General features: G+C 63.5%; 19 protein-coding genes. 12 read left to right on the top strand and 7 right to left on the bottom strand.

Going from position 1 to position 21,110, the window contains the following annotated elements; all coding sequences use genetic code 11:
• From ABEB22_RS19460 to ABEB22_RS19420, 9 genes are all read left to right on the top strand, one after another.
• On the top strand, window positions 1–777 hold the full coding sequence (locus tag ABEB22_RS19460; RefSeq protein WP_349295020.1) for an ABC transporter ATP-binding protein: 777 nt from the start codon (window positions 1–3) through the stop codon (window positions 775–777).
• Window positions 774–1,520 (top strand): ABC transporter ATP-binding protein, encoded by a 747-nt coding sequence (locus ABEB22_RS19455; RefSeq protein ID WP_349295019.1) that lies wholly within the window; start codon window positions 774–776, stop codon window positions 1,518–1,520. Before ABEB22_RS19460 ends, ABEB22_RS19455 begins: the two co-directional genes overlap by 4 nt.
• Window positions 1,517–2,431: a branched-chain amino acid ABC transporter permease gene (locus ABEB22_RS19450; RefSeq protein WP_349295018.1), complete on the top strand. Its 915-nt coding sequence runs from the start codon at window positions 1,517–1,519 to the stop codon at window positions 2,429–2,431. Before ABEB22_RS19455 ends, ABEB22_RS19450 begins: the two co-directional genes overlap by 4 nt.
• Window positions 2,431–3,435 carry a branched-chain amino acid ABC transporter permease gene (locus ABEB22_RS19445; protein WP_349295017.1) on the top strand — a complete coding sequence of 335 codons (1,005 nt, stop codon included), beginning with the start codon at window positions 2,431–2,433 and terminating at the stop codon, window positions 3,433–3,435. Before ABEB22_RS19450 ends, ABEB22_RS19445 begins: the two co-directional genes overlap by 1 nt.
• Window positions 3,428–4,903, top strand: a complete 1,476-nt coding sequence (locus ABEB22_RS19440; protein WP_349295016.1) for an aldo/keto reductase — start codon at window positions 3,428–3,430, stop codon at window positions 4,901–4,903. The genes ABEB22_RS19445 and ABEB22_RS19440 overlap by 8 nt, the downstream gene beginning before the upstream one ends.
• Before the next feature lie 300 nt (window positions 4,904–5,203).
• A complete protein-coding gene (locus tag ABEB22_RS19435) occupies window positions 5,204–6,400 on the top strand; it encodes an L-dopachrome tautomerase-related protein (RefSeq protein WP_349295015.1) in 1,197 nt (398 codons plus the stop codon).
• 291 nt (window positions 6,401–6,691) lie between these two features.
• On the top strand, window positions 6,692–7,441 hold the full coding sequence (locus tag ABEB22_RS19430) for a gluconate 2-dehydrogenase subunit 3 family protein (protein WP_339115526.1): 750 nt from the start codon (window positions 6,692–6,694) through the stop codon (window positions 7,439–7,441).
• A complete protein-coding gene (locus ABEB22_RS19425) occupies window positions 7,438–9,213 on the top strand; it encodes a GMC family oxidoreductase (protein ID WP_349295014.1) in 1,776 nt (591 codons plus the stop codon). Before ABEB22_RS19430 ends, ABEB22_RS19425 begins: the two co-directional genes overlap by 4 nt.
• A gap of 11 nt (window positions 9,214–9,224) precedes the next feature.
• On the top strand, window positions 9,225–10,439 hold the full coding sequence (locus tag ABEB22_RS19420; RefSeq protein WP_349295013.1) for a cytochrome c: 1,215 nt from the start codon (window positions 9,225–9,227) through the stop codon (window positions 10,437–10,439).
• Between the two features lie 411 nt (window positions 10,440–10,850).
• Here ABEB22_RS19420 and ABEB22_RS19415 read toward each other — a convergent pair whose 3' ends face one another.
• The 4 genes from ABEB22_RS19415 to ABEB22_RS19400 all read right to left on the bottom strand — a co-directional run bounded on the left by ABEB22_RS19415 (window position 10,851) and on the right by ABEB22_RS19400 (window position 15,027).
• Entirely contained in the window at window positions 10,851–11,828 is a 978-nt protein-coding gene (locus tag ABEB22_RS19415; protein WP_349295012.1) for a 2-hydroxyacid dehydrogenase, read from the bottom strand.
• Window positions 11,829–11,913: 85 nt separating this feature from the next.
• Entirely contained in the window at window positions 11,914–13,440 is a 1,527-nt protein-coding gene (locus tag ABEB22_RS19410) for a tripartite tricarboxylate transporter permease (RefSeq protein ID WP_349295011.1), read from the bottom strand.
• An 18-nt stretch (window positions 13,441–13,458) separates the two neighbouring features.
• On the bottom strand, window positions 13,459–13,962 hold the full coding sequence (locus tag ABEB22_RS19405; protein WP_339115521.1) for a tripartite tricarboxylate transporter TctB family protein: 504 nt from the start codon (window positions 13,960–13,962) through the stop codon (window positions 13,459–13,461).
• A 99-nt stretch (window positions 13,963–14,061) separates the two neighbouring features.
• Window positions 14,062–15,027 (bottom strand): tripartite tricarboxylate transporter substrate binding protein, encoded by a 966-nt coding sequence (locus ABEB22_RS19400; protein WP_349295010.1) that lies wholly within the window; start codon window positions 15,025–15,027, stop codon window positions 14,062–14,064.
• 223 nt (window positions 15,028–15,250) lie between these two features.
• Between ABEB22_RS19400 and ABEB22_RS19395 the strand changes: the two genes are divergently transcribed.
• From ABEB22_RS19395 to ABEB22_RS19385, 3 genes are all read left to right on the top strand, one after another.
• A complete protein-coding gene (locus tag ABEB22_RS19395) occupies window positions 15,251–16,156 on the top strand; it encodes a LysR substrate-binding domain-containing protein (RefSeq protein ID WP_349295307.1) in 906 nt (301 codons plus the stop codon).
• A gap of 213 nt (window positions 16,157–16,369) precedes the next feature.
• Complete coding sequence (locus tag ABEB22_RS19390; protein ID WP_339115519.1) at window positions 16,370–17,626, top strand: YbfB/YjiJ family MFS transporter; 1,257 nt, start codon at window positions 16,370–16,372, stop codon at window positions 17,624–17,626.
• A 97-nt stretch (window positions 17,627–17,723) separates the two neighbouring features.
• Complete coding sequence (locus tag ABEB22_RS19385; protein WP_349295009.1) at window positions 17,724–18,701, top strand: MBL fold metallo-hydrolase; 978 nt, start codon at window positions 17,724–17,726, stop codon at window positions 18,699–18,701.
• Between the two features lie 12 nt (window positions 18,702–18,713).
• Here ABEB22_RS19385 and ABEB22_RS19380 read toward each other — a convergent pair whose 3' ends face one another.
• Genes ABEB22_RS19380 through ABEB22_RS19370 form a run of 3 tightly spaced genes read right to left on the bottom strand, consistent with a single transcriptional unit; the run spans window position 18,714 to window position 21,104 of the window.
• Window positions 18,714–19,187, bottom strand: coding sequence for a DUF2938 family protein (locus ABEB22_RS19380; RefSeq protein WP_339115517.1), 474 nt, complete (start codon window positions 19,185–19,187; stop codon window positions 18,714–18,716).
• A gap of 22 nt (window positions 19,188–19,209) precedes the next feature.
• Entirely contained in the window at window positions 19,210–20,127 is a 918-nt protein-coding gene (locus ABEB22_RS19375) for a choline/ethanolamine kinase family protein (protein ID WP_349295008.1), read from the bottom strand.
• Window positions 20,124–21,104 carry a phosphotransferase family protein gene (locus ABEB22_RS19370; RefSeq protein WP_406871199.1) on the bottom strand — a complete coding sequence of 327 codons (981 nt, stop codon included), beginning with the start codon at window positions 21,102–21,104 and terminating at the stop codon, window positions 20,124–20,126. Before ABEB22_RS19370 ends, ABEB22_RS19375 begins: the two co-directional genes overlap by 4 nt.
• Window positions 21,105–21,110 lie beyond the last annotated feature (6 nt).

The raw sequence follows: 21,110 nt of genomic DNA, 5'->3' as shown, positions 1-21,110 counted from the left end.
ATGGACCAGACCCGAGAGGCGGTGCTTGCCGCCCATGGTCTCAGCCGGAGCTTTCAGGGGGTGCGCGCCGTGGACAATATGTCCCTGTCGCTCCATCCCGGCGAGTTGCTCGGCCTGATCGGCCCTAACGGGGCCGGAAAGACCACGATGTTCAATATGCTGGCGGGCGCGCTGCCGCCCTCTTCGGGGCGGATCGAGCTTGCGGGACATGACGTAACCCGCGAAGGGGCCGAGAAGCGGCTGGGCCGCGGCCTGGGCCGCAGCTTCCAGATCCCGCGCCCTTTCCCCGAGATGACGGTGCTGGAAAATGTTCTGTGCGGGGCGCAAAGACAGAGTGGCGAAAGCGTCTGGGGGGCGGCCTTCCGGCTGGGGGCCGCGCGCCGTGACGAGACCCGCGCGCTGGAGAAAGCCCGCCAGATCATCGAGTTCCTGCTGCTGGGCCATCTGGTGGATCAGCCCGCGCGGGTGCTTTCGGGCGGGCAGCGCAAGCTGCTGGAACTCGCGCGCCTGTTGATGGCCGATCCCAAGGTGATCCTGCTCGACGAGCCCGCCGCCGGAGTGAACCCGAGCCTTCTCGAGGAGATCATGGGCCGGATCGTCGTGCTGAATGCGCAGGGCGTCTCGATCCTGCTGATCGAGCACAATATGGATATGGTGGCGCGGCTATGCTCGCGCGTAGTGGTGATGGCGCAGGGTGCCGAGCTGGCACAGGGCGCCCCCGACGCGGTGATCCGCGAGCCACAGGTCATCCGCGCCTATCTGGGAGATGCCGCATGAAAGATGTGTTGCGTATCCGTGGCCTGCACGCCGGCTACCAGCCCGATCTGCCGATCCTCAAAGGCGTGGATCTGGTTGTGGGCGAAGGCGAGTTCGTGGTGCTGCTTGGCCCCAACGGGGCGGGAAAATCGACGCTGGTCAAGACCATCGCGGGGCTGGTGCCCGTCCATGAGGGCGCGATCAAGCTCTACGGCGAGGAGATCTCCAGACTGCCCGCCCATCTGCGGTTGCGCCACGGGCTGGCCTTCGTGCCGCAGACCGAGAACATCTTCGCCCAGATGAGCATACGCGAGAACCTGCAGCTTGCCGCGCAGATCCTTCCAAAGGCAGAGCGGGCGGAACGGATGGCCGCGATGATGGAGACCTTCCCCGATCTGGCCCGTCGCCCCGCCACCCGCGCGGGTAGCCTCTCGGGCGGGCAACGCCAGATGCTGGCCGTGGCGCGCGCGATGATCGTGGACCCGCAGGTGCTGATCCTCGACGAGCCCTCGGCAGGGCTCTCGCCCCTGATGGTGGCGGATGTGTTCGACCGCCTGCGCGCGATCAACCAGACCGGCATCACCATCCTTCTGGTCGAGCAGAATGTCCGCGCGGGGCTGGGAATTGCCAGCCGCGGGGTCATTCTGGTCGAGGGTCGTGTGGCCCATGATGCGCCATCGGCCATCTTGGCCAATGATCCGGTGGTGGCCGATCTTTATCTGGGTGGCCATGCCGCCGCCCCCGCGAGGGAGGGCGCGCTATGATATTGCAACCTGTCATGGACGGCCTCGTGAACGGGGCAATCATCGGCCTTGGCGCGATCGGCGTCACACTCACCTATTCCATCCTGCGCTTTGCCAATTTCGCCCATGGCGAACTCCTCAGCTGGGGTGCCTATCTGGCGCTCACCATCAGCGCGGCGCTTGGCGCGATGCTGCCCGCACTCGGCACGCCTATCGGGCCGTTCAGCTTCGGCTGGTCGGTGCCTATTGCCATGGCCGGATCGATCCTCGCCACCGCCGCGCTGACATTGGCCACCGACTGGCTGCTGTTCGAGCGGCTCCGGCGCTCGGGAGCGGCCACGATCATTCTGGTCATGGCCTCTTTCGGTGCGGCGCTCGCCCTGCGCAACCTCATCGAATTCGCCTATACCTCGAGCCCGCAATATTTCACCAATGCGCTGCAGATCAGCCGCGAGATCCTGCCGGGCCTCAGGGCCACGCCCGACCAGATGCTTGTGGTGGGGCTGGGCGTTGTGCTGGTGATCGCGGTGCACCTGGTGCTCACGCGCAGCGCCGCAGGGCGCGCCATGCGCGCCGTGTCGGAAAATCCGCAGCTGGCCGCTCTTGTCGGCATTGATGCGCGCGGGGTCATCCGCATGGTCTGGATCCTCGGTGCGGGGCTTGCCGCCATCGGGGGGATCATGTCGGGGGTCGTCGTGCAGATCCGGCCCACCATGGGCCATGACCTGCTGCTGCCGCTCTTTGCCGCCGCCATTCTGGGCGGGATAGGCTCTGTGCCAGGCGCCATGCTGGCAGGCCTCATCGTCGGGCTGGCCGAGGCCTTCACCGTGCAGATCATCGGTGCCGAATGGCGGGCGGCGGTCTCCTTTGTCATCCTTGTTGCGGTGCTTCTCCTGCGCCCGCAGGGTATTTTCGGAAAGGCAATGGCCTGATGGATCTTCTGATATACGCCGCCTTCTTCCTGACCATGGCGCTGACCTATGCCGTCATCTGTCTGGGGCTGAACCTGCAATGGGGGCAGACGGGGCTGTTCAACGTGGGGATCGCGGGCTTTGTGGCCGTGGGTGCTTATGTCTCGGCGCTGCTGACCACCCCCGCCATCGACGGACGGCTCGGCGGCTTCGGCCTGCCGATCCTGATCGGCTGGCTGGGCGGCGGGCTGGCAGCGGGTGTTTTATGCTTCCTCCTCGGAGCGCTGACACTGCGTCTGCGGGCCGACTATCTGGCGATTGCCACATTCGGTGCCGCCGTTGTCATCCAGCTGGCGCTTCTCAATCTGGAGGGGGTCACCGGCGGGCCCTTCGGCATCGGCTTCATCCCCCGTCCCTTCAGCATCCTGCAAAGTCACGCCAACCTTTTCACACTGGCCAATCTTGGCGTAATGCTAGCGACGGTGCTTCTGAGCTATCTGGTGCTCGAGCATCTGGTGCGCTCGCCCTGGGGCCGCGTGCTGCGGGCGCTGCGCGAGGACGAGACCGCCGCGCGTGCGCTCGGCAAGGACCCCGTGACCTACCGCCTGCAGGCCTTTGCCATCGGCGGCTTCTTCATGGGGCTAGGCGGTGCGGCACAGGCCCATTTCATCGGCTTCATCGCGCCTGACAACTATCTGCCCATCCTGACCTTCCAGGTCTGGACCATGCTCATCGTAGGTGGCTCCGGCAATATGCGCGGCGCCATTCTGGGCGCAGTGCTCGTCTGGGCGATCTGGGCGCTCTCGGGATCAGCGGTCAGTGCGCTGTTTCCGCCCGAGGCGCAGGCCCGCGCCGCCTCGCTGCAGATCGTCATGATCGGGGTGGCGCTCTGTGCCGTGCTCCTGCTGCGTCCGCGCGGGCTCCTGGGCGAGGCGGGGACTTTGCGCGCGCGTCGTCCTGCCCTGTTTTCCAAAGCCTCGCTCTCCAAAGGCACTCACTCCAAAGGATCCAAAACCAATGCCTGACAGCTCTTTCTCCACCCCCCTGCCACGCATCGATCTGGCGCCGGGATTGAATATTGCGCGGCTTGTCTGCGGCTTATGGCAGGTGGCCGATCTGGAAAAGGACGGCACGACGCTTGACCCGGTGCTGGCGGCCCACCAGCTTGAGGCCTATGCCAAAGCGGGGTTCGACACATTCGATATGGCCGACCATTATGGTAGCGCCGAGATCATCACGGGCGAATTGACCAATCGGGCCGGCATGGGCGGCGTGCGTGCCTTCACCAAATGGTGCCCCGAACCGGGCCCGATGACGCCCGAGATCGTGCGGGCGGGGATTGTCGAACGGCTCGAGCGGATGCGGACCTCGCGTATCGACCTCCTGCAATTCCACTGGTGGAGCTTCGAGGACCCGCGCTGGCTCGATGCGCTGCGCGAGATCGAGGCGCTGCGGCAGGAGGGGCTGATCGGCGCGATCGGTGTGACCAATTTCGATGCGACCCATCTGGAGCTGGCGCTGGCCGAGGGGATCGAGATCGTCTCCAATCAGGTGAGTTTCTCGCTCGTCGACCGCCGTGCGGCAGGGGCACTGACCGATCTTTGCGCCCGCTATGATGTGAAGCTTCTGGCCTATGGCACGCTTTGCGGCGGGTTTATCTCGGAGAAATGGCTGGGCCAGCCCGAACCCACCGAGATCACCGACTGGAGCCGGATGAAATACAAGCGTTTCATCGATGCGGCGGGAGGATGGCCGACATTTCAGGACCTTCTGGCGGCGGCCCACGAGATCGGGCGCAAACACGGGGTCTCTCTTTCGAATGTCGCCTCTGCCTGGGTGCTGGAAACGCCTTCGGTTGCCGCGACCATCATCGGCGCCCGCATTACAGAGGCCGAGCATCGCGCGGATAACCTGCAGATCTTCGGCTTTGCCCTCGATGACGAAGATCGCGCCCGCCTCGAAGCGGTGTTTGCGCGGATGAAGATGGTGCCGGGCGATTGCGGCGACGAATACCGTAAGCCGCCGTTCCTGACTGCGTCCGGCGATCTTTCCCATCATCTCAATTCCATCGCCCCCCTCCATCCGGCGCTGCCCGACCCTATTCTGCCCGACCGTGCGCGGGTCTTCTCGGGGTCCAGATGGGAGCCTATCGCGGGCTATTGCCGCGCGGTGAGGATCGGCGAGCGTATTCTGGTGTCGGGCACTACGGCCACGCATGGCGCCGATCATGCGATCGCGCCCGACAATGCGGGCGCACAGACGACCTATATCCTCGACAAGATCGTCGCGGCGCTGCGCGCGCATGGCGCAGGTCCCGAACATGTAGTGCGCACGCGCATCTATCTGACCGATGCGGAAGATTGCGAGGCGGTCTCGCGCGCCCATGGCCGCTTCTTTGCCCAACACCCTCCCGCCAACACCCTGTTGCAGGTCGCCAGACTCATCGGGCCCTACCGCGTGGAGATCGAAGCCGAGGCCATGCTGTCCGCCTGACCTCCCTATAAGATGCCCAGACGCGCGCCCCCGAACGGGGCGCGTTTTTGCGTTGACAAAGGGCGATGCAGGATACAGCTTCACGTTGTGCCCTTGGGAGGGGGTGCAGGAACAGGTTCGGGGAGGACCCTGTTTCGCTTTCAGATTTCGGCATCCGACGTAAGCGCCGGACAAACCATCTTTATCGCGCGGGGGACCATCCCCTTGCGCAAGAAGCATTTTTACGGGTCCCCCCGACAGGCCACGCCAGATCATGCCCCTACACGGCGATCGGGCCATGTCATTTTCAGGAGGAACCCGATGCAAAATCCGCTCTCACACTGGACCCGTCCGCTCACGATCATGAGCCTGCTCATGGCGTCCTTCCTACCAACCCAGACCATCGCCCAGAGCGTGAGCCCCGCCCCGATCGATTATGGCGCAAAGGCCGGTGCGCCCCTGACCGAGGTCGGGACCTATCCGTGGCTCGCCAATGCCGCGGCGCTCACCAGTGACGGCACGATCTTTCTCGGTCTGCCGCGCTGGCCCGGCTACGAGGCGACACCCGGTATCGCGGTTCTCGACCCGCAGACCGATACGCTACGCGCCTTTCCGGGAGGCGCGTGGAACAGCTGGACCCCCGACGCGCCCACCGGCGAGGCGCTGGTAAATGTCAACACGATCCATATTTTCGATGACGACACGCTCTGGGCGGTCGATCAGGGGACACCGTTCTTCGGGCCGAAGGTCGATGAGGCCGCCGCCAAGGTGCTGCAATTCGACACCAAGACCGGCAAGCTCCTGCGCAAGATCGTGCTCGGCCCCGATATCCTGCCGGAGGGCGGCTCGCTCAATGATCTGCGCCTCGATGCGGAAAATGCCTATTTCACCGATTCCGGTCTGGGCGGCATCGTGATCGTCAACCTCGAGACCGGCAAGGCGCTGCGCAGGCTCGACGGGCATGTCTCGGTCACCGCAAATCCCCAGCGCCCGCCCATCGGCGAGAAAGGCCAGATCCTGACCAATCCGCAGGGCGCGCAGATACAGGTCCATTCCGATCCGATCGAGATCTCCCCGGACGGGCAATGGCTCTATTACCAACCGCTGAGCGGCCCGCTCTACCGTGTGCCCACCAAGGCGCTGCGCGATGAGACCCTGTCCGAGGCGGATCTCGAGAAACAGGTGGAATTTGTCTATGACACGCCACCGCTCGTGGGCACCGCGATGGATAGCAAGGGCAATCTCTATATGGCCGAGATGGACCGCCCCCGGATCACGGTGCTCTCGCCCGACGGAACCTTGCGCGTTCTGGCACAGGATGACCGGCTTTGGGGTCCGGATGCGATGGTAATCAGCGATGACCGCGCGCTTTATGTTCCGATCCCGCAGACCGGACGACTGGCCGCCAATCGCGGGCCCGACGGCAAGAACATGATCGAGCCGCCCTTCCACCTGTTCAGGATGGCCCTGCCCGACTGGGCCGGCGACCGCGAGCGCGTGCCGCCGGTTTTCAGGTAAACGCGGCTAGAACCGAGCCCGTCCCTCCGCCGCTTATACAGGGCATAGGGGCGGCCACTCCTTCCCTAGGGGAAATCCGTGCGACACCCGGAACAACACCAGATCACACATCAAAATGACGTATTTTTTCTGACGTGAGAACAACAACTTGAAGAAATCCGTTCCTATCCTCACGCCCCTGTGAGTTGCGCGACGGAGATGTGGGCATAGCTGGATCTTCATTAGCTTGCTTAGTTAACGTTCCCATTTCGGAACGGGCCAAGCACGCAGCCAGCAATGGAAAGCGAGCCCATGAGCCTGAAGCCCCCCTTATTGACCCGCAGACGGCTGCTTGCCAGCGCCGCCGCGGGCCTCAGCCTGATATCTACCGGCGCCTATGCGCGTGTTCTTGATGGGACCGCACCGTGGCAGCCCTTTGCAGCCAATCCGCCCGAACAGGGTTGGACCGGCACATGGCGGTTTTTCAACGAGGCCGAGGCCCGCACCATTGGCGCGATGGCCGATAGGATGATCCCGGCCGACGATCTGTCGGTCTCGGGGCGCGAGGCGGGCTGCGCCGAGTTCATCGATGGCCAGCTGGCCGGAAGCTATGGCACGGGCGAGAAGCTCTATATGCAGGGCCCGTTCAAGGAAGGCACGCCCGAACAGGGCGACCAGCTCCCCTGGACCATGGCCGAGCGCTACCGGATGGGGCTCGCCTCGCTCTCGGAATATTGCCGCAAGACCTATTCCAACGAGTTCGCCGATCTGGACGGAGAGACGCAGGACGAGGTGCTGAGCGGGCTCGAGACGGGCGATATCGCCCTCAGCCCGATCCCGTCCAAGACTCTGTTCTCCGATATCCTGAACAATGTGATGGAGGGCTTCTTTGCCGATCCGCTTTATGGCGGCAATCGCGATATGGCCTCTTGGAAGATGCTGGGCTTTCCGGGCGCGCGCTATGATTACCGCCCCTACCTTATGAAATACAACGAGAAACTCGACCTAGAGCCGGTCTCCATGGCAGGCCGCGCAGCATGGCAAACGGAGGCGACCCAATGACCGGACCAGCAAAAAGACTTCCCCATACGGATGCCGTTGTCATTGGCCTTGGCTGGGCCGGATCGATTATCGCCAAGGAAATGGTGGATGCGGGGCTCGAGGTCGTGGGGCTCGAACGCGGCGCGTGGATCGAGACGGGGGTGGATTTCAACATCAATACCGCGCCCGACGAGCTGCGCTATGCCCGCCGTCAGGAGCTGATGCTGCAGACTGTGCAAAACACCGTAACCGCGCGCAACAACAGTGCGCAGGAGGCGCTGCCGATGCGCAAATGGGGCTCGTTCCATCCCGGCAATGGCACGGGCGGCGCGGGGCTGCACTGGGCAGGCATCACATGGCGCTTCCAGCCCGAGGAGTTCCGCCTCGCCTCGTATCTGAGCGAGAAATATGGCGATGAGGTCGACCCGAACCTAACGTTACAGGACTGGGGCACGGACTGGTCGGAGATGGAACCGGCCTATGACTATTTCGAGCGCATCGCAGGCGTCTCGGGCAAGGCCGGCAATATCAATGGCGCGATCCTCGCGGGCGGCAACCCGTTCGAGGGCGCGCGCACCCGCGATTATCCCACCGGACCAACGATCCCCACCTATGCGCCCAAGCTCTTCGCGCAGGTGGCCGAGGATCTGGGTTACAAGCCTTTCCACACGCCCTCCTCTATCCTCTCGGAAGCCTATACCAATATCTACGGCATGCAGATGGGCCCCTGCACTTATTGCGGCTTCTGCACCAATTACGGCTGCGCGAACCTGTCCAAAGCCTCGGCCATTACCTGCGTGCTGCCTGCGCTTGTGCGCCAACAGGGCTTCACCGCCCGCACCCGCTCGGAAGTGCTGAAAATCGAGACCGATAGCACCGGCACCAAAGCCACTGGCGTGACTTTCGTCGACTCCGACGGGCAGGAATGGTTCCAGCCCGCCGATATCGTGGTCTCCGCAGCATTCACCTTCGAGAACGTCCGGCTGATGCTCCTGTCGGGGATCGGCACGCCCTATGATCCGGCCACGGGCAAAGGCCAGACAGGGCGCAACTACTGCTACCAGACCGCCAATAATGTGCGGCTCTTTTTCGACGACAAGGAATTCAACAGTTTCATCGGCGGCGGCGCCATCGGCATGGCCATCGACGAGACGAATAATGACAATTTCGACCATTCGGGCTTGGGCTTCGTAGGCGGCGGCTCGACCCGCGTGGGGCCGATCGGCGCGCCGCCCATCGGATCGCGTCCCGTCCCCGAGGGCACACCGAAATGGGGCAGCAAATGGAAACGGGCCACGACCGAGAACTATAACCGCTCCATGTCGATCGGCTGCGAGAGTTCCTCCTATGCGCAGCGCGGCAATTACCTTTCGCTCGATCCCAATTACAAGGACCGGCTGGGCAGACCGTTGCTGCGCGTCACTTTCGACTTCCCCGAGAACGATCTGAAGATGTCGCAATATGTCACCGACAGGATCGAGGAGATCGGGCGCGCGATGAACCCGCGCTCGATCGAGCGTAACGCGATGACGGGCCATTGGAACACCGTGCCCTACCAGTCCTCGCATGTGGTGGGTGGCTTCGTGATGGGGGCCGATCCCGAGACCTCGGGGACCAACAAATACCTCCAGAGCTGGCAGGTGCCCAATCTCTTCGTGGTCGGCGCCAATGCCTTCCCGCAAAACCCGGGCTACAACCCCACGGGCACGGTAGGCGCGCTGGCGGTGAAAGCCGCATGGGCCATCACCCGCGACTATCTGAAAGCCCCCCATCAACCGCTGGTGCAGGCATGAGGAGCGCGCTGATGAAACCCGTTCTGATCGCCGCGCTTCTGGCAGGCACCGCCGCCCACGCGCAGGATTTCAACGCCGTCGAGAAAGGTCGCAAACTGGCGATCACTGCCGATTGCGCCGCCTGCCATACGGGAGATGCGGGAGAATTCGCAGGAGGTGTGCCGCTCGAGACGCCCTTCGGAACGCTTGTGGGCTCGAACATCACCCCCGATCAGGCCACGGGCATCGGGCGCTGGACCAAGGAAGAGTTCCGCCGCGCGGTGAAATCGGGCAAGGCCGCCGACGGACATCTCCTCTATCCGGCCATGCCCTATACCGATTACGCCAATATGACCGATGCCGATGTCGATGCGATCTACGATTATCTGCAGACGGTGCCTGCGGTCCATAACGAGGTCGAGGAGAACCAGCTGCCCTTCCCGCTCAATATGCGGGTGGCGCTATATGGCTGGAACCTCGTCAACCAGACCGATGCGACCTACGAGACAAACCCCGACAAATCTGAGGAGTGGAACAGGGGGCGCTATATCGTCATGGGCCCGGGCCATTGTGCCGCCTGCCACAGCCCGCGCAATCTGACGGGCGGCGAGAAGACGGGCGATGATTTCCTGACCGGCGCGACGCTCGAGAACTGGCATGCGCCCGATATCACTGCCGATCCGCGTCTGGGCGTGGGCGGATGGTCGGAAGACGAGATCATTGCCTATCTCAAGACCGGCCATAACGCCTATGATACCGCGTCGGGACCGATGGCCGAGGAAGTGGCGCTGTCTTCGTCGAAATGGAGCGATAGCGATCTTGCCTCGGTGGCGGCCTATCTCAAGGAAGGCGAGGTGGACGCGCCCGCCTCTGCCAAAGCGCCCGACCCGCTCGATGCGCAAAGCGCCAGTATGCAGGCGGGGGCCGCGATCTATGGTGACCGGTGCTCGGCCTGCCATGCGGCGGATGGCGAAGGTGTGGCGGGGCTCTACCCGAAGCTTTCAGGCGCGCCTCTGGTGATGGCCGATGATCCGACCAGTCTGGGTCGTGTCGTGCTCGCGGGGTCGCAGGCGGGGGCGACGGCTGCGGCGCCTACAGGCCCCGTGATGCCCAGCTTCGGTGCAACGCTCGATAATGCCCAGGTGGCCGCCGTGCTGGATTATATCCGCAACTCGTGGGGCAATGCCGCGCCTGCAGTGGATACGGGCGACATGGCCAGCCTGCGTAAGGATCTGCAAACGCAGTAGCACCGGAGGGCGTGGCCGGTCTGCAGTGCGAGGATGGGGCGCACAGGGGTGAGCAGCGCGACACGCCCGGTCAGCGAGGCGTCATGCAGGTGGAAATCCACCAGCATGGACAGCCCCGTGCCGGTCGGCAGCGCAGTGCCTTCGGTCGCCATCGGACCCGACCTGCCGCCCCTGCCGGTGTTCGGGGTCTGTGCTGCGCTATGGGCCAGCCCCAGCCCCAGCGCAACGCCAAGGGCCTCCTTGCCGTTAATCCCGCCCTCGGCGGGACGCCTATGAAACCGCTAAGGAATTATCCTCGTTCAGCATTTGGATGGCATCATCGGTCAGAGACGGGCTCTGCCGAGAGCCGGCTTTCGCGATGGACCAATCCACATGGCAGCCCTCGGCCCCCATGATCCCCTTGTCAGATGGCTAGACCGGCAGGCTCTGCGGGACGCGCCCTGCCCCCAGATCCGGGGCGGGGGTCACTACCGCGCCTGTGCGGAAGTAGCTCTGCAAATTGCGCAGCACCAGCGCCTCCATATCACGCCGTGTCTCTTTGGTGCCTGACCCGATATGCGGCAGGAGCACCACATTCTCGAGCGCAAGGAATGCCTCGGGCACATGCGGCTCGTCGGCGAAAACATCGAGCGCCGCTCCCGCGATCCCGCCTCCGGCCAGCGCCCCGAGAAGGGCCGCCTCGTCCACCACCGAACCGCGCGCCACATTGATCAGATACCCCCGCGGCCCCAGCGCCTCGAGCACCTCGGCCGAGACCATCCCTTCGGTCGAAGCCCCGCCCGAGACCGTAAGCACCAGCATATCCGCCCATGCCGCCAACTCGACCAGAGAGTCCTCATAAGCCCATGGTTGGCCGATCTTCTCCATCCGTCCGGTATAGCGGATCTCCATGTCGAATGCGGCCGCGCGGCGGGCCACCGCCTGCCCGATCTGCCCGAGCCCCACGATCCCCAGCCGCTGTCCGCTGATCCGCGTGGCGAGCGGGAATTTCTCGCGGCTCCAGCGTCCGGCCCGCACGAAGCGCTCCGCCTCGCTGATCCGGCGCGCGGCGTCGATCATCAGCCCGAGGGCCAGATCGGCCACGCAATCGCTGAGCACACCGAAGGTGCCCGCCACCTGAATGCCGCGTGCACGGCAGCTGGCAAGATCGATCCGGTCAAGCCCGACCCCGCGGCACGAGATCACCTCCAGATCGGGCAAAGCCGCCAGTAGGTCATCGGGGACGCCCACCGGCGCCGAGGTCGCGATCCCGCGAACCGGAGCGCCGGACTCCGCAAGCGCGGCAAGCGGTGTATCGCATTCCCATAGTCTGAGCACATCGAACTCTTCGGCCAGTCGGGCATCAAGACCCGGCGACAGCGCACCGGTCTGCAATATTCTGGGTTTCATAGCGGCTGTTCCGTCTGTGAAGTAAAAGGGGATGGTCGGAAAGCCCGCCCGCATCCAGCGCATGGATGCGGACACGCCCAGGCACTCACGCCTCGCGGCGGCGCGCCTCGGCTGCCGCCTGCGCACGCTTGTGTCGGCGCAGACCCAGCTGTGCCCAGAGCGTGTAGATCACCACGATAAGCGTCATAACAAGGATCGTGCCCGAGATCGGCTCGGTGAGGAAGGGCAGGAAACTGTCCTGGCTTTTCTGCAGGCCACGACGCAGGTTGGTCTCGATGATCGGGGCCAGAATGAAGCCCAGAAGCAACGGGGTCGTGGGTAGCCGCGCCTTTTTCATCGCATAGCCCACCAGACCGAAGGCCAGCATGGTCCAGACATCGAACATGCGGTTGTTGATCTCATAGGCGCCGATCACACAGAGCGAGACGATCACCGGCAACAGGATATTGCGCGGCACCGCCAGCACCTTCACGAAGAAGGGCAGCCCGAAGAACAGCGCCCCCAGCATCGCCACATTGGCCACCACCAGCGCGGTGAAGATGCCATAGACCAGCACCGCATCATTATCGAACAGAAGCGGTCCGGGGGTAATGCCATGGATCATGAACCCCGCCAGAAGGATCGCGGTGGTATTGTCGCCCGGTATGCCCAGCGTCATCAGCGGCACCATCGCCCCGCCCGTCGAGGCATTGTTCGAGCTTTCCGAGGCCACGATGCCGTCGATAATGCCGGTGCCGAATTTCTCGGGCGTTTTCGAAGCTTTCCGCGCCGCACCATAGGCGATGATATTGCAGACGGCGGCGCCCAGACCCGGCAGGATGCCAATGGCCACCCCGATGGCCGAGGAACGCAGCGCGTTCCATGTCTGGCCCAATGTTTCCTGCAGCGACAGCCCGAAACCCCTGATCGGATGGCGTTTGAGATCCTCGGCACTGACCGCGCCATCGGTATCGCCCTCGGCATAATCGAGCACCTGCGAGATCGCGAACAGCCCGATCAGCGCCGGCAGGAGCGAGATCCCCGCATCCAGCTCGCTGATCCCGAAGGTCAGGCGCGGGAAACCGGTGATCGGCGCCATGCCCACCAGCGCGACCGAGACCCCGAGCACGGCGGCAATCGTGCCACGCAGGAGCGAATTGCCCGACAGCCCCGCCACCAGCGTGAGCGAGAAGAGCGCGATGGAGAAATACTCGAAAGGCCCGAATTGCAGCGCCACATCCGCAAGGAAGGGCGAGAGGGTAAAGAGCACCACAAGGCTCAGCATGCCCCCGATGAAGGAGAACACGATCCCGATGCCGAGCGCCCGCCCCGCCTCGCCGCGCGCCGCCATCGGCGCCCCGTCGAAAGTGGTGGCGATCGAGGCGGGCGTGCCGGGGATCTTGAGCAGGATCGCCGAGATCAGCCCCCCCGAGGTGCCGCCGATATAGAGCGCCATGAGCAGGGACAGCCCCTCGACGGGGCTCATTCCGAAGGTGATCGGCAAGAACAGCGCCACGCCCATCGTCACCGTCAGCCCCGGAACGGAGCCCACGATAATGCCGACGATCGTGCCGCCAAGGATCATCAGAAGGGTTTTCAACGTCAGGACGGAAAGAATACCGGTAAGTATCATCGTTGGGTTCCTTTCGGCTCAGCCGAGCAATCCGGCGGGGATGGTGACCTGAAAGACAAGCACGAACAGCGCATAGCTGCCCGCAGCCACCGCCACGGAAATCCCCAGATAGAGCGGCAGACGCGCGCGTCGGAAGGGCGAGATGATCAGGATCTGGACGAAGATATAGAGGGCCGAGCACAGGATATAGCCAAGCACCGGCAGCGCCGCGACATAGGCCAGCATCAGCACCAGCGACACGATCACCGCAAGGCCGCCACCGATGAGCGGGCGGTCCTCTTTGGGGGTAGGCGCATCGCCCTCAATCGGGCGGGGGCGGAATGGCGCTGCTTTCGGCCTGCGGACATCGCCCAGCAGCAAAAGCGCGCCCAAGGCCACGAGAAGCACCGCACAGAGCTTGGGCATGAAGTCAGCGCCCACGGCGGAGCGACCGAATTCCATGATATCGAGGCTCGAAAGATACAGGCCGATCCCGAGCAGGATCATAGCGCCGCCTGTCAGCGCGTTATGGTAACGGAACATGGTGGATCTCTCCCGATCCGTGAACATGCGCTCGCGGCTATGTCACAGCAGGCACCGGCCGGACGCAGAGGCTCCGGCCGGTGGGGCTATCGGGGGCGCTCAGTTGCCCTGCTTGAGAAGGTCAGCGTATTTCGCGTAGATCTCGCGCTGGCCTGCGGCATAGGCCGCGCTGTCTGCGGGGCTCATCCATGTGGGCGTCACGAAGATCTTTTCCGCCTCGGCCTGGTAGTCTGGGTTTTCCACGACACGTTTCATCGCGGCAGAGAAGATCTCGACGGTCTCCTCGGGCGTGCCTTCGGGCATCGCGTAGAAGAAGAACTTGTTGAAGGCGAGCGGATAACCCTCCTCCGCGGTGGTGACCACATCGGGGATCAGCGGATTGCGCTCGGGCGAGAGCAGGCCGAGGCTCACGAAATCACCCGAGGCAAAATAATCGCGCGCAAGACCATACTGGATGTTGATCATATCGGTCTTCTTGCCCTTGAGCGCGACCATCTTTGCCGAGTTGCCGCCAACATCGACCATATTCAGCTTGATCCCCATCGCCTCTTCCAGCGCAAGCCCCACCAGATGCGGATAACCGCCCGTCAGGATCGCGAATTCGACCTCGCCCGGATGGGCTTTGGCATAGGTGGAGAAATCGGCAAGACTTTTGTAGGGCGCGTCGTTACTGACGGCCAGAACTGTCGTATTGTCCAGCACACCGATCCCCGCCATCTCGAAATCCGAGAGCGTGATGTCGGACATGCCCATCAGCTCGGGGATCATCGATTCATTGTGGTAAAACAGAACCGTCTGGCCATCCGGATCGGCATCGCGCACGCGTTTCATGCCGATCGTGCCGCCTGCGCCCTTCACATTGACGATAACGAAGGACTGACCCAGCTCCTTCTCCATATACCGGCTGAAGAGCCGCGCATTGAGATCGGTATCGCCGCCCGCGCCGACCGGCACGATGACTTGGACGGGTTTGGACGGATAGCCTTCCGCGTAGGTGGCCGAAGACAGGGCAAAGCTGCCCGCCAAGCCGATCACCAGCTTGGCAGCGAATGTTTTCAAAGACATGTTTTTCCTCCTCTAACGCGCCGGACCAACCCTCGCCGACAGTTTCCTCCCTCTGTCGGCATGGGCCCGCGCGACGGTAATCTCCGTCGGGCGATACGGCGCTACCCGCAAGACTACCAGCGTCGCGGAGATTTTACCTTCCAAGAATGGATCGACGTGATACATTTTTTGTATCGAATTCATGGAGGGAACAATGGCCTCGGAAAAATTCTAATTCTTCCAGCTGCGCTGCTTCGTGGCGGTGGCGGAGGAGCTGAATTTCCGGCGAGCGGCGGAGCGGCTGAACATGACCCAGCCGCCTTTGTCGCGCCAGATCCGGCTTTTGGAACATGCGATGGGGGTGACGCTGTTCGACCGCAGCAAACGGCAGGTGATGCTGACCCCTGCTGGTGCCAATCTTCTGGTCAGCGCCACCGAGATCCTGCAGCGCGCCGAGTTCGCGCTGCTCTCGGCGCGACAGGCCGAGCGGGGCGAGTTGGGCGCGGTAACGATGGGCTTTGTGCCTTCGGCGGGGGTGGGATTCGTGCCCGACATCGCCGCGGCGCTCACCCGCGAGATGCCCGATGTGCGGTTCCGGCCCGCCGAGATGATGAGTTACGAGATCGTCGAGGCACTGATCAGCGGCCAGCTCGATCTGGGGCTGACCCGAAGCCCCGGGCGTCGCGGCGAACTGAATGCGCAGCTCGCCGTCAGCGAACCTTTTGTCCTTGCCCTGCCTGCAGGACACCGCCTTCTGACGCGTGACGAGATCACGCTGTTCGATCTGGATAGTACCGATTTCATCGCCTATTCCTCCGAGCGCGGTGGCGCGCTGCGCAAGATACAGGATGCGCTCTTCGCCAATGAAGGGATCAGCCCGAGGATCCGCTTCGAGTTGAGCCAGACCCATTCGATCCTGCATTTCGTCAATCGTGGCCTCGGGATTGCACTGGTCCCGCGCAGTTCGATGCAGTTGTCCCTCGACGGGCTGCGCTACCGCCCGATCGCCATCGGAGACAGGTTCCGCTCCAAGATCTACCTGTGCAGCGGCCCGAAAACCCCCTCTGTTCTGCTGGCAAGGGTGGTCGAGGTCATGATGCGGGCCCTGACCCACCCGAATGGACATCTCTGGAGTGATCCACCTGAGTGAGCAGCTCGCGACAGGCGCGCGCCGCATGTCCAGCTTGTGTGATAATAGTTGGAAAAAGACGAGATATTTGCCCTTTTTCGAGGCATATCTGAATATTCACACCTAATTTTCCTGAATTGATCTGTATATGCGTGGAAATGTGTGGAGAACTATTGCAATGAAGGCGGGCAGCAGGACCGCTTATCCCCACCGCTCGCGCCGGAGACACCCGCCATGACCCAGCCCTCCCCGCCCAGATCCGCACTCCCCTCACCTATCCTGATCGTCTGCGCCGCGGCCATGTCGCTGGCACTGGCCATGGGGATCGGGCGCTTTGCTTTTACCGCGATCCTGCCGGTGATGATCGCGCAGAACGCGCTTGATCTGAAGCTGGGCAGCACCCTCGCCTCCGCCAATTATCTGGGCTATCTCGTGGGAGCGTTGGGATGTATGGCCATCCCCTCCCGCCAGTCCAGCGCGCGTATCCTGCGGCTGGGGCTGCTGGCGACCGTGCTGGCATCGCTGGCCATGATCATCCCCTCCCCCACATTATGGATCGCCCTGCGCTTTGCGGCAGGGGTGATCAGCGCGGTAACCATGGTGCAGACGGCGCGCTGGTGCTTCCTGTCGCTTGCCCATCTGCAGCATGCGAAACTCGGCAGTGCGATGTTCACCGGCGTGGGGCTCGGCATCGGGATCTCGGGGCTGATCTGTATGGCGATGATCGCAGCCGATCTCGACTGGCAGAGCCTCTGGGTCAGCTTCGCACTGATCGGCTGTCTGATGGCGGGGTTTGTATGGTCTGTCGCCACGCCCGCGCGCGAGGCCCTGTGCACACCCGCCTCGGCCCGTGCACAGCCCGCCGCACAGGCTACCGCGCCGCGCCCGCAGGCCAGCCGTGCAAGGCTTGCGCTCTTCGTGTTGGCCTACGGGCTTGCAGGCTTTGGCTATATCATCACCGCCACCTATCTACCGCTGATCGCCCGGATCGAACTGCCCGGATCGGCGCTTGTCGATTTCTTCTGGCCGCTCTTCGGTTTTGCCGCAGCCCTCGGCTCGTTCCTGGCTACACGCCTGCATGACAGGCTGCCGCCACAGAACATCCTGATCCTGTGCTACCTGATGCAGAGCGCGGGCGTGATGTGGACCACATTCCGCCCCGATGCGACGGGGCTGGCGGTGGGCGCGCTTCTGGCGGGCCTGCCCTTCACGGCAATCAATTTCTTCGCGATGGATGTGGCACAGCGCCTCTATCCCAACCGCGTCTCCCAACTGATCGGACTGTTGACGGCGGCCTATGCGATCGGGCAGATCCTCGGCCCCGCAACGGTGCAGCTGGTGCTGCACCATGTCAGCGATCTGCAATCGGGGTTCAACCTGTCTCTGCATATCGCGGGTGGAGCGCTGCTGGCGGGGGCTTTGGGCTTTGTGGCTCTGGGCGTTCTGCGCCGCGTCTATGGCCCCGTCAACGCTACGCTCACCCGTAATTGAGCCGATCTGAGGGAAATCCCCACCCGCGCCCTTGCGTTTTGGCGCGCGGGCACCGAGCATCGGCTTGATCCGAGATGTTCGAGTGGAAGGACCGTCCATGCCCCGCAACCGGTATTACAATGGCCCGACCTCCGCCCATTTCGACGGGCTGCGCTTCCACTCCGCGGGCCTGCGCACCGACCGGAGCCTGCGCGAGATCCTTCGATGGAAGCGCAACGGCCAGCGCGCACAATGGCCAGCCCATGTGCCTGTCACCCCGGTGCAGCCTCCCGCGCGCAGCAATCAGGCGCGGATCACCATGGTCGGCCACTCCTCGACCCTGATCCAGATCGCAGGCCTCAATATCCTCACCGATCCGGTCTGGTCGCATCGTGCGAGCCCGGTGCGCTTTGCCGGCCCCAAACGCGTCATCCAGCCCGGCATCCGTTTCGAGGATCTGCCGGAGATCGACATCGTCCTGATCAGCCATAACCATTACGACCATCTCGATATTGCCACGCTGCGCCGTATCGAGGCGGTCCATCAACCTCTTTTCATCCTGCCTCTGGGGACCGATGCAACACTTGCGCCTGTGGTGCCGCGCGCACGCCTGCGCAGTGGCGACTGGCATGACAGGATAGAGGCAACGCCGGAATGCCGCATCATCCTGACCCCCGCCCATCACTGGTCGGCCCGTGGTCTGGGCGACCGGCGTATGGCGCTCTGGTGCGGGTTCTGGATCGAGACGGCAGCGGGCCGAATCTGGTTTGCCGGAGATACGGGCTATGGCGACGGGGCAATCTTCCGCCAGATCCATACCGATCACGGCGCCCCCGACATCGCGCTGATCCCGATCGGAGCCTATGCGCCGCGCTGGTTCATGGCGGAACAGCATGTGGGCCCCGAAGAGGCTGTGCGGATCTTTCAGGATGTGGGCACGGCCCATGGTCTGGGCATCCACTGGGGGACTTTCCAGCTCACCGACGAGCCCCGTGAGGAGCCCGTCACCCTATTGGCGCAGCATATGGATGCCGCAGGCATAGCGCAGGAGCGATTCCGTGCCTTCGCGCCTGCAGATGTCTTCATCAAGCCTTGAACGCGGCAAAGCTCAGCCCAGCACGGCAGTGGCAATCCATAGGCACAGGCCGAAGGACAGATGCGCCGAGAGGGTCTTTGCGAAACTCGCCCAAGGGTCGGGCGCATTGCGCCCGCAGATCCCTCCACCCATTGCGGGCTTCATGAACAGAAGCGGTGCCGCCAGTGTAAGGATACCGTAAATCGCCCCCGCAAGCGCCGAATTGGGCAGACCAGCCAGCGCCAGAATGGCCAGATAAATCACCGCATAGGCGATGCCGATCACATAGTGGAAAGCCCAGCCAAGCGCGTTCTCGTGCCGCACCGCCGGACGTTTACCGATAGCCGCATCGATCACGCGGCCCTCGCGGGCGATGCCCACGACCCAGCGGCCCACCTTGCCCCAATGCGGACGGGAGCCATCGAAATAGCGCAGGAATCCGTATTGCCACAGATCCGCAAGGGCTGTGGCAACAAGGCCGATCAACAGGGTGGTCACAATCATCATCCGCTCTCTCTAGCGCAGGTGCTCACACATGCGCCAGTGCCCATTCCCAATCGGGTGACAGCATCTGCCGCCGTGCGCGCATCAGAAGCGTGCGCGAGTATTTGGCGAAATCAAAGGCGATGGGGGAGTTCAGGCTCTGATGCACGGCCCACAGCCCCCAGCGGGTGATAGCGATCCCGATATAGAGATAGGTGCGTGCCAGAGCCTCGGGACGGACCTTCCCCTCATACATCTCGAGAATGGAGGAAATCCCGTGCAGATCATCGAAGAAGATCTCGAAGCTGAACATCGCCACATCCCAATAGGGATCGTTGGCGGCGGCATATTCCAGATCGATCAGACGGATCTCGCCCGCCTCGTTGCGCATGTAGTTCGAGATATAGGCATCGTTGAGGCAGCCCACGAGATCGATCCCCGAAGCCTTGATCGCAGCGCCCGCGCGGCGCGCCTGCCAGAGCATCTGCTCCAGATCGCGCGGCAGGAGGGGCGAGTCATTCGTGCTCTCGCGGGTCACGGTGCGGGCAAAGCTCTCGAACTGCTCGAGGCCGGTATTGGCCTTCTCGAGCATCAGATCGTCATGGATGTCCTTATAGGCCGTCATGATCTTGGCGCGGATCTCGGCATCCTGCGCATCGAGCACAGAGCAGCTGCGGAAGCCCTGAAGGAACTCGTGGACCTCCAGCCCCTCGTCATCATCATGATAGATGACCTGCGGACCTACCCCTTTGGCGGCGGCGATCTTGGCCGCACTCAGCGCGGTATGACGGTCGATATAGGCACTCGTGCCCGGACCGTGCTGCTTGACAAAGAACATCTCGCCCGAGGTGTTATCGCGCACGCGCCAGTTGATATTGGTGATGCCGCCATTGATGCGGAAGGGCGTGAGATCGCGGCCCTCGAAATGGGGAACCTTGGCAAGCGCCTGAGTGATATCGATCATGCTTGGGCCTCCCGCAGCAATCGGGCCATGTCATTGGCAGAGATCTGGGTGCGCAGCCGGACCAGCCGGTTGGCCGCATATTTGTAAAGCTCGGGGCCCTGACGTTCGGGGAAAACCTCGCCCAGCATCAGCTGCATGGCCCAAAGTGCATCATCGAGCATGCCGTAAAGCTTCAGCCGCGCCATCTGCGGGGCGGTGGCAGGCGCGCCGGTATAGGCCGCGATAAAGGCCTCGCGGTCCTCGTCATCGGCGCAGATCTCCTGCGCCATCGCCCCGAGATCGCGCCAGATATCGCCCATTGTCGCCCGGTCGAAATCGATCAACTGCACCGATTTCTCCGGCCCGATCATGATATTCGAGAGCGCGTTCTCCCCATGGCAGGCGCCCGGCTGCATGGGCGTTTCGCAGGCTTCAATGATCCGCTCGACCCAATCGGTAATCTGGTCCCATCCCATACGGATGGTCACCGGCGGGACAAGAACCGGATGACGGCGGATCTCCTCAAGAAGCCGCGCGAACTCCTCGCGCAGCGGGATCGCACCGGACAGCGTCGCCCCCTCATGGAACCGTTTCTTGGCGGCCAGCACTGCCGAGAAGATTTCGGGATCGAGCATATCGATCAGACCCGCTGGACGCCAGTCTTCGCCCAAGCGGACAAAGCCCATCGTCTGCGAGACATCATCCGCGCCCAGAAGGTCCGGCGTCACCCCGAGGGCCGCCGCGGCCCGAGTGGCCTCCACCGCGCCTGCAAACCCGTGCGGCAGGAAGATCCCCTGATAGAAGCTCTTCACCAGCGCGGCCTGCCCCCCGATGATGGCAGGACGGGTCAGCCCGTCGAGCCCCTGATGCATCGGATTGGCAATGGCCGGCAGGCTGTCACCCGCAGGTTCGGCACGCAGTGCCGCAAGCCCCGCGATTTCCCTGTCTGACAAGGGAGGCAGGGGGGCGCCGTTTTGCGTAAGACTGGCTTGCGTCATGCACGA

The organism is Thioclava sp. 'Guangxiensis' (assembly GCF_045348365.1).
Lineage (GTDB): Bacteria > Pseudomonadota > Alphaproteobacteria > Rhodobacterales > Rhodobacteraceae > Thioclava > Thioclava kandeliae.
Note: the sequence above shows the minus strand (reverse complement) of the source record. Positions and strands in the feature narration are given on the sequence as shown.